At 63.7% G+C, this 15,098-nt stretch carries 13 protein-coding genes; 12 read left to right on the top strand and 1 reads right to left on the bottom strand.

The window, feature by feature from the left end; genetic code table 11:
- The first annotated feature begins 30 nt into the window (after positions 1 to 30).
- The 11 genes from metG to AC1ROB_RS21670 all read left to right on the top strand — a co-directional run bounded on the left by metG (position 31) and on the right by AC1ROB_RS21670 (position 11,083).
- Positions 31 to 1,587, top strand: coding sequence for a methionine--tRNA ligase (metG, locus tag AC1ROB_RS21720; RefSeq protein ID WP_492972979.1), 1,557 nt, complete (start codon positions 31 to 33; stop codon positions 1,585 to 1,587).
- Between the two features lie 7 nt (positions 1,588 to 1,594).
- A complete protein-coding gene (locus AC1ROB_RS21715) occupies positions 1,595 to 2,398 on the top strand; it encodes a TatD family hydrolase (protein ID WP_492973284.1) in 804 nt (267 codons plus the stop codon).
- A gap of 7 nt (positions 2,399 to 2,405) precedes the next feature.
- The gene (locus AC1ROB_RS21710; RefSeq protein WP_492972980.1) at positions 2,406 to 3,161 is read left to right on the top strand and encodes an MBL fold metallo-hydrolase; all 756 of its coding nucleotides are present in this window, start codon (positions 2,406 to 2,408) and stop codon (positions 3,159 to 3,161) included.
- Positions 3,155 to 4,132 carry a mitochondrial fission ELM1 family protein gene (locus AC1ROB_RS21705; RefSeq protein ID WP_492972981.1) on the top strand — a complete coding sequence of 326 codons (978 nt, stop codon included), beginning with the start codon at positions 3,155 to 3,157 and terminating at the stop codon, positions 4,130 to 4,132. The genes AC1ROB_RS21710 and AC1ROB_RS21705 overlap by 7 nt, the downstream gene beginning before the upstream one ends.
- Positions 4,133 to 4,266: 134 nt before the next feature.
- On the top strand, positions 4,267 to 4,947 hold the full coding sequence (locus AC1ROB_RS21700; protein ID WP_492972982.1) for a MotA/TolQ/ExbB proton channel family protein: 681 nt from the start codon (positions 4,267 to 4,269) through the stop codon (positions 4,945 to 4,947).
- A gap of 12 nt (positions 4,948 to 4,959) precedes the next feature.
- Entirely contained in the window at positions 4,960 to 5,433 is a 474-nt protein-coding gene (gene tolR / locus AC1ROB_RS21695) for a protein TolR (RefSeq protein ID WP_492972983.1), read from the top strand.
- Between the two features lie 5 nt (positions 5,434 to 5,438).
- Positions 5,439 to 6,185 carry an energy transducer TonB family protein gene (locus tag AC1ROB_RS21690; RefSeq protein WP_492972984.1) on the top strand — a complete coding sequence of 249 codons (747 nt, stop codon included), beginning with the start codon at positions 5,439 to 5,441 and terminating at the stop codon, positions 6,183 to 6,185.
- 31 nt (positions 6,186 to 6,216) lie between these two features.
- Entirely contained in the window at positions 6,217 to 7,488 is a 1,272-nt protein-coding gene (locus tag AC1ROB_RS21685) for an imelysin family protein (protein WP_492972985.1), read from the top strand.
- 49 nt (positions 7,489 to 7,537) lie between these two features.
- Positions 7,538 to 8,884 (top strand): di-heme oxidoreductase family protein, encoded by a 1,347-nt coding sequence (locus tag AC1ROB_RS21680; RefSeq protein ID WP_493031560.1) that lies wholly within the window; start codon positions 7,538 to 7,540, stop codon positions 8,882 to 8,884.
- Between the two features lie 14 nt (positions 8,885 to 8,898).
- Positions 8,899 to 9,981 carry an imelysin family protein gene (locus AC1ROB_RS21675; RefSeq protein ID WP_492972987.1) on the top strand — a complete coding sequence of 361 codons (1,083 nt, stop codon included), beginning with the start codon at positions 8,899 to 8,901 and terminating at the stop codon, positions 9,979 to 9,981.
- Position 9,982: 1 nt separating this feature from the next.
- Positions 9,983 to 11,083 carry a DUF1513 domain-containing protein gene (locus AC1ROB_RS21670; RefSeq protein ID WP_492972988.1) on the top strand — a complete coding sequence of 367 codons (1,101 nt, stop codon included), beginning with the start codon at positions 9,983 to 9,985 and terminating at the stop codon, positions 11,081 to 11,083.
- Positions 11,084 to 11,089: 6 nt separating this feature from the next.
- On the opposite strand, the gene AC1ROB_RS21665 is transcribed toward AC1ROB_RS21670, so the two are convergent.
- Positions 11,090 to 12,745, bottom strand: coding sequence for an ABC transporter substrate-binding protein (locus tag AC1ROB_RS21665; RefSeq protein ID WP_492972990.1), 1,656 nt, complete (start codon positions 12,743 to 12,745; stop codon positions 11,090 to 11,092).
- Between the two features lie 403 nt (positions 12,746 to 13,148).
- On the opposite strand from AC1ROB_RS21665, the gene AC1ROB_RS21660 reads away from it, so the two are divergent.
- Complete coding sequence (locus tag AC1ROB_RS21660) at positions 13,149 to 15,038, top strand: ABC transporter ATP-binding protein/permease (RefSeq protein ID WP_492972991.1); 1,890 nt, start codon at positions 13,149 to 13,151, stop codon at positions 15,036 to 15,038.
- Positions 15,039 to 15,098: the final 60 nt, after the last annotated feature.

Here is a 15,098-nt window from a genome sequence, read left to right as displayed (position 1 = left end):
CTGCCGGGGCCAGACCCTACTTTCAAGCCCATGACCCGCAAAAGCTATTACATCACCACGCCGATCTATTACGTCAACGACAAGCCGCATATCGGGCATGCCTACACCTCGCTGGCCTGCGATGTGCTGGCGCGCTTCAAGCGGCTCGATGGCTTTGACGTGATGTTCCTGACCGGCACGGATGAGCATGGCCAGAAGGTGGAGAAGTCGGCCGAAGTTGCCGGCACCGATCCGAAATCCTTCTGCGATACCGTGAGCCAGACCTTCCGCGATCTCGCGAAGGCGATGAATTTCTCCAACGACGACTTCATCCGCACCACCGAGCCGCGGCATGTGACCGCTGTGCAGGCGTTGTGGCAAAAGCTTGTTGCCTCCGGGAATATCTATCTGGGGGATTACGCCGGCTGGTATGCCGTGCGTGACGAGGCCTTCTACCAGGAAGACGAACTCGTCGACGGTCCGAACGGCCAGAAACTGGCGCCGTCGGGCGCGCCGGTGGAGTGGGTGAAGGAGCCGTCGTATTTCTTCAAGCTGTCGGCCTGGACCGACCGGCTGCTGAAATTCTATGAAGACAATCCCGGCTTCATCCTGCCGAGCAGCCGCCGCAACGAGGTGATGAGCTTCGTGAAAGGCGGCCTGAAGGATCTCTCGGTCTCGCGCACCACTTTCAAATGGGGCATTCCGGTGCCGGGCGACGAAGCCCATGTGATGTATGTCTGGCTCGACGCCCTGACCAATTACATCACAGCCGCCGGCTATCCGAATACCGAGAGCGAGAAATACAACCGCTACTGGCCGGCCGACCTGCATATGGTCGGCAAGGACATTCTGCGGTTCCACGCCGTCTACTGGCCGGCCTTCCTGATGGCCGCCGATATTCCGGTGCAGAAGCGCGTCTTCGCCCATGGTTGGTGGACCAACGAAGGCCAGAAGATCTCCAAGTCGCTGGGCAACGTCATCGATCCGTTGCAGCTGATCGAGGAATACGGCCTCGACCAGACCCGCTATTTCCTGATGCGCGAAGTGCCGTTCGGCAATGATGGCGATTTCCGCCGCGCCGCGATCATGAACCGCATCAATTCCGAACTCGCCAACGGTTTCGGCAACCTGGCGCAGCGCACGCTGTCATTCTGCGCCAAGAACACCAATGCCTCGGTGCCGACGCCGGGTCCGCTGAACGACGCCGACGAGGCCCTGCTGGCCCAGGCCGACAGCCTGATCGGGCAGTTGCGCGCGTCGCTGGACGAGCAGGCGATCCATATTGCCATCCAGCAATGGTTCGACCTGGTCGATGCCGCCAACAAGTATATCGATGTCGAAGCGCCCTGGACGCTGCGCAAGACTGATCCCGCGCGCATGCAGACGGTGCTGTGGACCCTGCTGGAGGCGATCCGCCAGCTCGCCATCCTGTCGCAGCCCTTCATGCCGCAGTCGGCGGCGAAAATGCTGGACCAGCTCGGCGTCTCGGAAGCCGCGCGCAGCTTCGCGCATCTGGGCGAACCCGGCCGCCTGCGCGCCGGCACGCCGCTGCCGGTGCCGCAGGGCGTGTTTCCCCGTCATGTGGAAGCCGCGAAAGAAGGCGCCTGAGATGGCGTTGCTGATCGACAGTCACTGCCATCTGGACTTCCCGGATTTCGCCGAGGAGCGCGATGCCATCATCGCGCGGGCGCGCCAGGCCGGCGTCGGCCTGATGCTGACCATCTCGACGCGGCTGGACCAGTTCGACCGCGTGCTGGCGGTGGCGGAAGCCTATCCCGATGTCTACTGCACAGTCGGGATTCACCCGCATGAGGCCGACGACCATGTGGATGTCGCCGCGGCGAAACTGATCGCGCTGACCCAGCATCCGAAGGTCGTCGGCATCGGCGAGACCGGGCTGGACTATTTCTACGAACACAGCGATCGCGAAGCCCAGAAGACCTGCTTCCTGGCTCATATCCAGGCTGCGCGCGAGACCGGACTGCCGGTGGTGATCCATACCCGAGATGCGGATGACGACACCGCCGCAATCCTGGATGCCGAAATGGCCAAGGGCAAATTCAAGGGCCTGCTGCACTGCTTCTCGTCCGGTCAGCCGCTGGCCGAGCAGGCCGTGAAGCATGACATGATGGTGTCCTTCTCCGGCATCCTGACCTTCAACAAGGCCAAGGCCGTGCAGGAGTCCGCGCTGGCGCTGCCGATGCAGAACCTGCTGGTGGAAACCGATGCGCCCTATCTGGCGCCGGTGCCGATGCGCGGCAAGCGTAACGAGCCGTCGTTCGTAGCCCATACGGCCGCCTTCCTCGCCAAGCTGAAGGGCGTCGGCGTGGCCGAGATCACCGATACGACGACGGCGAATTTCCTGCGCCTGTTCGACAAGGTGCCGCGCGATGCGGTCGGCGACCGCCGGGCTGCCTGAGGACTCGATGCGCGCCATTATTCTTGGTTGCGGCACTTCCACCGGCGTTCCGCGCATCGATGGCGCCTGGGGCGACTGCGATCCGGCCGAGCCGAAGAACCGCCGCAGCCGCGGATCCATCGTGGTGGAGCAGGGCGGCACCCGCCTGCTGATCGATACCAGCCCGGATTTGCGCAACCAGTTTCTGGCCAACGGTCTCACCTCGGTGACGGCCGTGGCCTGGACCCACGATCATGCCGACCAGACTCATGGCGCCGACGATCTGCGCATTCTGGCCTATACATCGGGTGAGCGCGTGATCGGCTATGCCGATGATTTCACCCATCAGCGCCTGCGCAAGAAATTCGGCTACTGCTTCGAGGCCATGAGCGACGGCTATCCGCCCATCATCGAGCCGCGCCTGATCGACGGGCCGTTCACCGTCGGCGCGATCACCGTGCAGCCGTTCCGCCAGGATCATGGCAAGATTCATTCGCTGGGCTTCCGGTTTGGCGATCTGGCCTATTCGAACGATGTCGTCGGCCTTGATGACGCAGCGTTCGAGACGCTTGCCGGCGTGAAGGTCTGGATTGTCGATGCGCTGCGCTACAAGCCGCATCCGACCCACAGCCATCTGGAACAGACGCTGGGCTGGATCGACCGTCTCAAACCCGAGCGTGCGATCCTGACCAACCTGAATTTCGAGCTCGATTACAACAGGCTGAAGGCGGAACTGCCGGCCGGCGTCGAACCGGCCTATGACGGCATGGTGATCGAATGCTGAAGTCGATCTGGGCGGTGTCGCAGAAGGGCGCTGTCGGCATGATGAGCCAGGCGCTCGGTCTGGCGGAAGCCCTGTTCAATGGCGGCGGCTTCGCCCTGCCGCAGAGTTTCGAGGTCGAGTATCGCTGGCCTTACACCTGGTCGCCGATGCTGCCGGCGTTTGCCAGCCTCAAGGCGATGACGCCGGAAAGCATGGCGGCCTTTGGCGGCCAGCCCTGGCCCGATGTGCTGATCACCTGCGGCCGCAAGTCGGCGCTCTGGGCGCTGGCGGTCAAGCAGGCCAGCGGCGGCCGCACGGTGCTGATCCATATCCAGGATCCAAAATCTTCTCCCGCATACTGGGACCTGCTGATCGTACCGGAGCATGATCGGATACGCGGCCTGAATGTGATGACCTCCAAGGGTGCGCTGCACCGGGTGACGCGGTTCAAGCTCGACAGCGGCGCCGAGGCGATCCGCCAGGAATACGATCATCTGCCCAGGCCGCGCGTCGCGGTGCTGATCGGCGGCAACAACCGCTACTACACGCTCGACGAAGAATGGATGCAGGGTTTTGTCGCCCAGCTGCGCAATATGGTCGAGCGTTCGGGCTGCGGCCTGCTGACCAGCATCTCGCGGCGCACCGGAGAGGCCGAGACCAATATCCTGCGCGGCGGCCTGGCCAGCCTGCCGGCGGCCTTATGGGACGGGAAGGGGCCGAACCCGTATTTCGGCTTCCTGGCGCTGGCCGATGTCATCGTGGTGACCTGCGATTCCGTGTCGATGATCTCGGAAGCCTGCTCCACCGGTAAGCCCGTCCTGGTGGCCCGTCTGCCCGGACAGTCGAAGCGGTTCGACGCCTTTTTCGAGAGCCTGCTGAGCCAGGGCCTGATCCAGTGGTTCGACGGTCGCCTGATGCAGTGGGAAAACGGCCGCCTGGACGACATGGACCATATCGCGCGCGATGTGCGCCGGCGGTTCGGCTGGGACTGATTTCTGCGTCAATTTGACGCTATAATATAACAATCGGCGTCTAAGCGCTTTATTTTGCGAGCGGTTCTCATTATTAGTTGAGACCGCCTCTCAGACGTGCGCCGCCAACGATGCGGCAAAATGGAGTGTTTTCGATGAACCATGACCTCTCCTTCATGGCGCTGGTCCTGCATGCCGATCCGATTGTTCAGGGCGTGATGGGAATCCTGGTGATCAGCTCGGTGGCGTGCTGGGCCATCGTGGCCGAGAAAGTGGTCAGCTTCGGCCGCGCCCGCCGCGCCGCCCGCGCCTTCGAAGCCGCTGTGAAAGCCGATGTGATGCTGGCCAAGCCGGGCGAGGGCATCCAGGGCGCGATCCTCGCCGCTGCGGCGCGCGAGAAGCGCGACGGCATCGACCCCGGTGAAAGCCGCTATGAATTCCGCGTTCGCCTCGAGATGGTGATGCGTCAAGCCATGGCGCAGCAGCTGCGCCAGCTGGAACCCGGTTTGCCATTCCTCGCCACGGTCGGCTCGGCGGCGCCCTTCATCGGTCTGTTCGGCACCGTCTGGGGCATCATGAACAGCTTCACGGCGATCGCCGGCTCCAACGATACCAGCCTGGCGGTCGTCGCGCCCGGCATCGCCGAAGCGCTGTTCGCCACCGCGCTGGGTCTGGTTGCCGCCATTCCCGCCGTCGTGCTCTACAACAAGTTCAGCACCGATCTCGGCCGTCTGGCCGCGCGCTTCAACAATGCCATCAACGAGGCAGCCCGCCAGTTCTCGCGTACGTCTGTCCAGCCTCATGCGGCGCGCCCGCATGCAGAGGCCGGTCAGTAAGGATCACGCATCATGGCAATCTCTCCCATCGGCACCGGCGGCAGCGATTACAGCAATGACGGTTTCGACGGCTACAAGCCGATGTCCGACATCAACGTGACGCCGTTCGTCGATGTCATGCTGGTGCTGCTGATCATCTTCATGGTGGCGGCGCCGCTGATGATGGTCGGCGTGCCGCTGCAGCTGCCCAAGACGACAGCCACCAAGGTGACGCCGCCGAAGGAACCGCTGGTGGTCAGCATCGACAAGGACGGCAAGCTGTTTATCCGCAAGGATCCGGTGGAAGAGGACAGGCTGATTGCCCGCCTGCAGGAGTTGCGCGGCAGCGAGCCGGATACCGTGGTCTATGTGCGTGGCGACAAGACTCTGGAATACGGCAAGATCATGGATCTGATGAGCCTGGTCGGGCAGGCCGGCTTCGGCAAGATTTCGCTTGTTGCCGAAGGCGCCACGCAGAAAACCCAGGCCGTTGCACCGGCACGGTGATGGCAATGCGGGCAAAGATTTCCTCCTGGACGGTATCGATCGGCGCGCATCTGGCCGCGATCGCTCTGCTGTTCTTCGGCCTGCCGCTGTGGCAGAAGCCGATCCAGGCCGAGGAAAAATTCCAGGGCATTGAAGTGCTGCTGCTGGCCAGCGCGCCGCCGGTCGAGGCCGTGCCGCAGCCGGTGGTGGAGCATGTGCCCCCGCCACCGCCGCCGGAAAAAGAACCCGAGCTGATCACCTCCAACAGCACCGAGCCCGACGTGGAGCCGGTACCGCCGCCCAAGCCCAAGCCGGTGGTGGTGCAGAAGCCCAAGCCGCAGCCACCGAAACCGGAGCCGCCCAAGCCTGCGGTCGAGACGCCGCCGGCAGCGGCAGCCGAACCGGCCCCGCAGCAGGTGGCTGCCGCACCGGTCGCGCCACCGGCACCGGCCGTTTCCGCGCCGCGCGTCGCAACCAACCCGGATGCCGAGGCCAATTACTATGCCACCCTGCTGGCTTATCTGGAGCGCAACAAGGAATATCCGCGTCGCGCCCAGCTGCGCCGCATGGAAGGCGTGACGCATCTGCGCTTCACCATCGATGACCAGGGCCGGGTCGTTCGGCACAAGATCGAACGCAGTTCGGGTCACGAGATGCTGGACGAGGCTGTCGAGCGACTGATCGTCAAGGCTTCGCCATTGCCGCCGATCCCGGCCAGCCTCAACAAGTCGAGCCTGGATATCGTGGTGCCGGTACAGTTCTTCTTGAAGTAAGACAAAGACATATAAATTCCGGGGAAGACCGATGAAGCGACTGATCGCGACTATCGCCGTGATGCTGAGCCTGCTGGTTGGCCAGCAGGCCGGCGCACAGGACAAGGCCAAGGCCGCGGCCATCAAGACCTACGGCGATATTGCGCAGGCGATGTATGAAGACTCGCTCAGCACGGCGCGCAACCTGCACAAGGCTGTCGCGGCCCTGGTGGCGAAACCCTCCGAAGCGACCCTGAAGGCCGCCCGTACGGCATGGATTGCCGCCCGTGTGCCCTACCAGCAGTCGGAAGTCTTCCGCTTCGGCAACCCGGTTGTCGATGAGTGGGAAGGCAAGGTGAATGCCTGGCCGCTGGACGAAGGCCTCATCGATTATGTCGATGCCGGCAAGTATGGCGCGGAGTCGGATGAGAACCCGCTCTATACCGCCAATGTGATCGCCAACAAGACGCTCAAGTTCGGTGGCAAGACGCTGGATGCGCGTGTCATCGACTGGAAGCTGCTGCGCAAACTGCATGAAGTGGGCGGTGTCGAAGCCAATGTGGCGACCGGCTATCACGCCATCGAATTCCTGCTCTGGGGGCAGGATCTGAATGGCACCGGACCGGGCGCCGGCAACCGGCCCTGGACCGACTATGCCAAACAGGGCTGCACCAACGGCAACTGCGACCGCCGCGGCCAGTATCTGACAGTCGCGACCCAGATGCTGGTCGACGACCTTGCCTTCATCGTGAAGCAGTGGGGCGCCGAGGGCGCCGCACGCAAGGTGCTCACCGCGAAGGGCATGGACAATGGCATCAGCGCCATGCTGACCGGCATCGGCAGCCTGTCCTATGGCGAACTGGCCGGCGAGCGGATGAAGCTCGGCCTGCTGCTGCATGATCCGGAAGAGGAGCATGACTGCTTCTCGGACAACACCCATAACTCGCATTACTACAACGTGGTCGGCATGCTGGCCGTTTATGGCGGCGAGTATACCCGCGTGAATGGCAGCGTGGTCAAAGGTCCGGCGCTGACCCAGCTGGTGCGGACCGCGTCGGCGGATCTCGATACAGAGATGCGCGCCAAGCTCAAGGCGACCTTCGACGCGATGACCGCGATCAAGCAGCGCGCCGAAACCAAGGAGGCCTATGACCAGATGATCGGTGAGGGCAATGCCGATGGCAATGCCGTGGTGCAGGCCGCCATCGATCGCCTGACCGACCAGACCAAGACGCTGGAGCGCGTGGTTGCGGCGCTGAAGCTGAAGGTGACGTTCGAAGGATCGGACAGCCTCGATGCGCCTGACAAGGTCGGCAAGAAATAGTTTTTCCGTCGCACTGGCGCTGCTGGCAACAGGAGCGCCCGCGCTGGCGGTGGATGAGCCGCCAGGCGGTGCGGCCACCGGCCGGCGGCTGGACGCGACGGCGTTTTCGCAGCCCTCCGGTAATCTGAGTTTCGAGCGGCAGCTCGATTTCAAGATCGGCGACGGTATCTTCCGCAAGCTGTGGGTACCGTCGCCCAGCTCGACGAAATCCTCCGACGGGCTCGGACCGCTCTATAACGCGCGCAGCTGCCAGTCCTGTCATATCCGTGACGGACGCGGCCAACCGCTGGTGTCGGGCGCAGCGGCCCAGTCGATGGTGCTGCGGCTGAGCATCCCGCCGCAAACGGAAGCCAATCATCGCGCATTGCACGACCTGCTGCGCAACGCCACACCGGAACCGGTCTATGGCTACCAGTTGCAGCCCTTCTCGGTGCAGGGCCTGCTGGCCGAAGGCCGCATGACGGTGCGCTACAGCGCACAGACCATTACACTGGCCGGCGGCGAGACCGTGATCCTGCGCAAGCCGCACTATGGCATCGCCGATCTCAATTACGGTCCGCTGCATCCGCAGGCGATGATGTCGCCCCGGGTGGCGCCGCCCATGATCGGGCTGGGTCTGCTGGAGCTGATCCCGGAAGCCGCAATCCTGAAACAGGCCGATCCGGAAGACAGCAACGGCGACGGCATCGCCGGCATTCCCAATCAGGTGTTCAGCCCGTCTGAAGGCCGTGTCATGCTGGGGCGCTTCGGCTGGAAGGCCGGGATGCCGACGGTGGCCGACCAGGTGGCGGAGGCTTTCGCCACCGATCTCGGCCTTTCGACGCATCTGGTGCGCAGCTCCCATGGGGATTGTACGACTGCGCAGAAGGATTGCCGGGCCATGCCGGTCGGTGAGGACGCGCGCGAACAGGTGGAAGTGCCGCGCAAGATGTTCGATCTGGTCGGCTTCTATGCTAGCCATCTCGCGGTGCCGCCGCGCCGTAATGCCGCAGATCCCGCCGTGCTGCGCGGCAGGACGCTGTTCGCTGCGGCCGGCTGCAGCGGTTGCCATACACCGAGCTTCACCACCGGCAGCGATCCGGCCCGCCCGGAACTCTCAGAACAGACCATCCATCCCTATACCGACCTGCTGCTGCACGATATGGGCGAGGGGCTGGCCGACGAACGGCCGGAGGGCAGGGCCAGCGGCCGGCACTGGCGCACACCGCCGCTCTGGGGACTGGGCCTGACCAAAACCGTCAGCGGGCATGACTTCATGCTGCATGACGGTCGCGCCCGCGGTGCCCTTGAGGCGATCCTGTGGCATGGCGGCGAAGCCGAAGCGGCGCGCGCCCGGGTCCAGCGCATGAGTGGCAGCGAACGCGCCGATCTGCTTGCCTTCATCAATTCGCTTTAGTCCGGAGTCACATCATGCGTTTCATTGCCGCCCCGATCTTCGCCCTGCTGTTCGGTCTCATGGCGTCTCCCGGCCATGCCGTCGAGCCCGCGACCTATGCCGCGCTCAACCGCGCTTCTGTCGAGAAGCATATCCTGCCGCGGTATGACGCCCTGGTAACAGCGACGGCCGCACTGGAGACTGCGGCAAAATCCTATTGCGCCGCACCGGCAGCCAAGCCGGTTGCGGAACTGCAGGCCGCCTTCGGCACCACCATGGATGCCTGGCAGGATATCCAGCATGTGCGCTTCGGGCCGGCGGACTGGTTCTTCCGCAGCCAGCGGTTCGCCTTCTGGCCCGATCCCCGTAACACCATCGGCAAGCAGATGGCCGAACTTCTTTCCAGGCATGCCGCCGGTTCCGTCGATGTCGACCTGCTGGCCAAGGGCAGTGTTGCCACCCAGGGCCTGCCGGCGCTGGAGCGCCTGCTCTTCGGAGAAGATGCCAACAAGCTGAAAGCCGGCACGGATGCCGCCTATCGCTGCCGCTATGTGGAAGCCATCGCCATCAACCTGTCGCGCATGGCGCAGGAAACCCGCAACGCCTGGCGCGAGGGCGGCACAAACGCCTTTGCCACCGTGATGCTGGATACCAAAGCCGCCGACGCGCCCTATCGCGAAGAACAGGAAGCCACGCTCGAACTGTTCAAGGCCCTGTATCTGGCCGTCGAACTGGCCTCGGACCACAAGCTGGCCCGGCCGCTCGGCGGATCGCTGAACGATGCGCGGCCGCGGCTGGCGGAATCCTGGCGCAGCGAGCGCTCGCTGCGCAACATCCAGCGCGATCTGGAGGCGGCCCGCGACCTCTACCAGACCGGCTTCGCGCCCGCCGTGGCTGACAAGGCGCTCGATGCCGCAATCCGTGAGGCCTTCTCCCGGTCGCTGGCGGCGGCCGCTGCCCTGAAACTGCCGCTGGAAACCGCCGTGCAGGACAAGGCGGCACGACCGCAGGCCGAGAGGCTGGCCGCCGAAACACTGGCGCTGAAAAAACTGCTGGGCGACAAGCTGCCGCCGGCCCTCGATATCCCGGTCGGCTTCAATGCGCTGGATGGCGACTGAGATGAGCATCACCCGGCGCACGGCCTTATCGCTTTTCGGTGCGGTAGCCCTGCTGCCCGTCTCCTTGCGTGCCGCCACACCGGAACGCCTGTATCTGAATGCCTATGGCGAGAAGGGCGGTTTCGGTTTTGCCGCTTTCGATGCCGAGGGCAACATCCGGTATCGCCGGCCGTTGCCGCAGCGCGGTCACAGCTTCGCCCGCAGCCCCGATGGCCGCATTGCCGTCGCCTTCTCGCGCCGGCCGGGCGACTTCGCTTTCGCCTTCGATCCGCTGAGCGGCGAGACCGGACGCATGATCCCAGCCGCCGATGATCGCAGTTTCTGTGGCCATGGCGCCTTCACCGGCGATGGCCGGCTGCTGTTCGCCACCGAGGTGATTGCATCGACAGGCGAGGGCGTGCTCGGCATTTATGCGCCACGCGAGAACTGGGCCCGCGTCGGTGAATACCGCACCCATGGCCTCGATCCCCATGAGGTGAAATTGATGCCCGATGGCCGCACCCTGGTGGTCGCCAATGGCGGCATCCTGATGCGGTCCGACATGCCGCGGCTGAAGCTGAACATCGCCGAAATGGATCCGTCGCTGGCCTATATCGACAGCCGCGATGGCAGCCTTGCGGCGCTGATCCGGCCTGAGACGGAATTGCACCAGCTCAGCATCCGCCATATCGCCATCGACCGCCGCGGCCGCGTGGCCATCGCCATGCAGTATGAAGGGCCTGAAGACGACGACGTGCCGCTGGTTGCCCTGCATGATGCGCCGGCTGGCGCCAAGGCTTTGCGCTTTCTGCCGATGCCGGAGGAGCAGCGGACCGCCCTGCAGCAGTATTGCGGATCGGCCACGATGGACAGCAGCAGGCGCTATCTGGCAGTCAGCAGCCCGCGCGGCAACCGCGTGCTGGTTTGGGATATGGAGCGCGAAGCCATGGTGCAGGTGGGCGAGGCGCGTGATGTCTGCGGTATCGCGCCGCAAGTCTCGGCCGGATTCCTGGCCTCGAATGGACTTGGCCGGCTGTATAAACTGCAAACGGGCGGCCCGATCGAGGATCTGGCCGCCCGCAGCAGGCTTCAGTGGGACAACCACATGGTGGTTGCCGCCTAAGGCGTCTTAATCGAGACCCACGGTCGTCAGGTCCTGGAACCAGTGCTGGGCCTGCACGAAGCTCTTCACCTTCGGGTTCATGGCATGCGGATTGGTGTCATGCACGACCCAGAGGTAATGCGCCTCGTCGACATAAATCTCGTGCAGCTTCGCCATGATGGCATCCTGCTTCGAGATGTCGTAGGTGGCGCGCGCTTCCTCGATCAGCGCATCAACCTTGGGGTTGTCGTAATAGCCCCAGTTCACGCCATTCGGCGAGGTATACTTGCTGTGCAGGAAACGCACGAAGGCGTAGAAGGGGTCTGAGGTCACATACGCCAGGTTGATCGCCGTGATGCCCTGGTTGATGTCCGACTTCACGCCGCTGCGCCAGTGGGTGTACAGCGTTTCCAGTTCGACCACCTTGAATTCAAGCTGGATGCCGATCTCGCCCAGCGCCTGCTGCACATATTCGTTCATCGGCAGCGACAGCATCTGGCCAGTGCCGCCCGTTGCGATCACCACTGTGGCCTTCAGCGGCTTTTCTTTCGAATAGCCGGCTTCGGCCATCAGCTTCTTGGCCGCCGCCTGATCGTACTTGATGTCGAAGGTCGGCTTGCCGAACCACGGGCTGGTCGGATCGACCTGGCCCTTGGCGGGCATGGCCAGGCCGTTCAGCAGCGCGACAACCTCGTCGCGGTTGATCGCCAGATTAGCGGCCTTGCGCACGCGGATATCGGCCCAGGGCGATCCCGGCAGCAGGCTGAAGTGATAGGGCCAGACATGCGGCGTGACATTCTGCACGATCTTCATGTTGGCTTTTTTCAGCTGCGGCACCGCATCGGGCGCCGGCGTCTCGATGATGTCGACCTGGCCCGACAGCAGCGCGGCCGTGCGCGCCGAGGCTTCCGGGATCGGCACCAGCACAATCTTGTCGGCCTTGGCGATGCGCGTCTTGTTCCAGTAGTCGGGGTTTTTGCTCAGTTCAGCCAGTTCGCGCGGCACCAGCCGGCTCAGCTTGAACGGTCCGGTGCCCGAGGGTGTGGCGGCGAACTTGTCCCAGTCCTTGCCGACCTTGTCATACTGGGCCGGGCTGGAGATCAGGAACCATGACAGCTGCCACAGGAACAGCGCATCCGGGGTCTTGGTGGTGATCTCGACGGTGTAGTCGTCGACCTTGCGCCAGCTGGCGACCGACGGAATGCGCGGGCGGACCTGGGATGCCTGCTTGATGTCGTACCAGGGCGACTTGTCGTTCAGCACCTTTTCCAGGTTCCAGACCACGGCATCGGCGGTGAATTCCGAGCCGTCATGGAATTTGACGCCCTTGCGCAGGGTGAACAGCCATTTCTTCGGGTCGGTCGGGTCGACCTTCCAGCTTTCGGCCAGGCCGGGCGTCAGCTTGCCCAGACGGTCGGAGATGTTCAGCTCGACCGCCACCAGGGGGTCATAAATGGTGTGGCCGGTGAACTGGTAGCCGCCGGCGCCATTGTTGGGCTGGCCGGCGGTGAGCGGGATATCGGCCATCGAGATGCCGTACCGGATCACGCTCTGGGCCTGGGCGGTGGTGCCGGAGCTGAGGGCCGTGCCGGCCAGCAGGGTCAGACCGAGGGTCGCCGTGGCGACGGTCCGGATGACCGAACGCCGCCAGGAGGTCTGCGGGAGGGTCTTGGGGAGGCTCATGGGGTTCTCCAGGAAATGGGTCGCGGCGATGAATGCCGCGCGCGACAGCCCTGAAATTGCAAAGAGTGCGCCATGGGCGGAATTCGGCGTATACATCGCTCCAGATGCTGCGGTATGGCCGGACATGCCCAAGCAGAGGGCATGCGGCAGCACGCAAAATGGCGAGAGTGAGCGAACCTATAGCCGAACCAATGCGGCGTGGTTTGAGCGTCCTGGAGCCGTTTTCTGCCGAAAACCAATAATCTATATTTTCCATAATATACATTATCCGATTTAAGGGTTGCATTATGTGACAACGGACGGATACCTTCCCGGCGGGCTTCGTCCCGGGTCCCGGCCAAGCTATGCTGGCTGCATTCCCTTCACATGAGGCCACTTCAATGTCTGGGTCTGCCAGCAGAGCATGTCTCGCCGGTCGGACGGCGTGACGGCCGTCGATCCGCCAGCCGTCCTGGCGATGCCTGCCGCCCGGGCCATACCCACTCTCAAGGCCTTCCTGCGGCTCTCTGCGCCTTACTGGCGCGGCCCCACCGGCTTGCGCGCCTGCAGCCTGACCGGAGCCATCCTGGTCTTTGCCATCCTGCAGGTCCTGCTGGCTGTCCGCCTCAATCTGTGGAGCGCGGATCTGTTCGACGCCCTGGAACGCCGGTCCGGCAAAGGCTTCCTCGCGGAGCTCGGCATCTTCGCCGCCATCGTACTGGGCATAATGCTGGTCAACACGCTGCACCTTCACGTCAAACGCGTCCAGCAACTGGAGTGGCGCCAGTGGCTCACCACCCGGCTGATCGGCGAATGGATGAAAGACGGCAACCAGTTCCGTCTCAATGTGGCCGGCGGCACGCTCACCAACCCCGATGGACGGATCGCCGAGGATATCCGTATTGCTACCGAAGCTGCGGTCGACCTGACCCACTCTCTGTTATACTGCACTCTATTGCTGTTCAGCTTTGTCGGCATCCTCTGGGGCCTGTCAGGCGTCATCGCCATCCCTTTGAACGGCATCGAGATCGCCGTCCCCGGCCATATGGTCTGGCTGGCCTTTCTTTATGCCGGCACCGGATCCCTGCTGGCCATGTATATCGGCCGCCGGCTGATTTACTCCGCCGAGTGGCGCCAGACCGTGGAGGCTGATTTCCGTTATGCCCTGGTTCACGGCCGCGACAATGCAGAGACCATAGCGCTGGCGCGCAGTGAAGCCGATGAGCGGCGCGCTCTCACCGGACTCTTCGGCCTGGTGGCCGCAGCCTGGCGCAGCCAGACAACCGGACTGCAGCGTCTGATCCTGTTCACATCCGCCTACAGCACACTGGCCGTCTTTTTTCCTATACTGATCACAACGCCGCGCTTCCTGGCCGGTGCCATCACGCTCGGTGGACTGATGCAGACGGCACAGGCCTTCCAGCAGGCAACATCTGCATTGTCATGGCCCGTCGATAATTTTGCCCGTCTGGCCGAACTCCGCGCTTCGATGGAACGCGTGCTTGCCCTGCATGCCGGGCTGAAGGCCGTTTCCCAGCCTTCCGCTCTCGCCCCCGCAAGGCGTATCGACGTTATCCGCACGGCTGGCCCCGGATTGACGGCACGCGGGCTGGCGTTGTGCGAGCCGGATGGTCGCCAGATATCCACGCCCTTCGATCTGGATATCGCGCCGGGCGAACGGGTCCTGCTGTCTGGCGACATGCGAACGATCATCGTGCTCAGCAAAGTCATCGCCGGCGTCTGGCCCTGGGGCAGTGGCCGTCTCGAACTCCCGGAGGGTTCGATTTTCGTCTCGCCCGAGTTGCCGTATATTCCACCCGGCAGCCTGCGGCATGTCATCGCCTATCCCGAGGCCGATAATCCGGACCATCATGCATCGATCGGGCAAAGCCTGATCGATGCCGGCCTCGAGCGCCTGATTCCGCGCCTTGATGAAACAGATGACTGGGGCCAGGCATTGAGCAATGCCGAGCTGCAGCGACTGAGCTTTGCCCGACTGATGTTCCATCAACCCGACTGGATCCTGCTCGACCGTGCGGCATCGACGCTCGACGAACCGGCAGAACAGGAAATCATGCAGCGCCTGATCGAGCGGCTGCCCGGTGCGACCATCCTGGCAGCCGATCCAAGGCCGCGCGGTGGCGAGTTCTACACCCGACGGCTGATTGTGGATCGCTCTGCCGACGGGATCATATCCGTGCAGAGCGAAGTCCTGGCCGTCGATACCGAAATCGAAACGGCCCCGCATCCGGTTCAGCAAAGCCGGGTCGATCAGTTGCTCAACTGGATCCGGGCTGGCTATGGCGCAGAATAAGCGCTGGATACGTATCCCGACATGCGTACTTCAAACTGTCACACGCGCGGAAGCCCCGGC

The organism is Ferrovibrio sp. GW821-FHT12F09 (assembly GCF_058806775.1).
The sequence above is the reverse complement of the archived record's forward strand: the minus strand, read 5'-3'. Positions and strand labels throughout refer to the sequence as shown.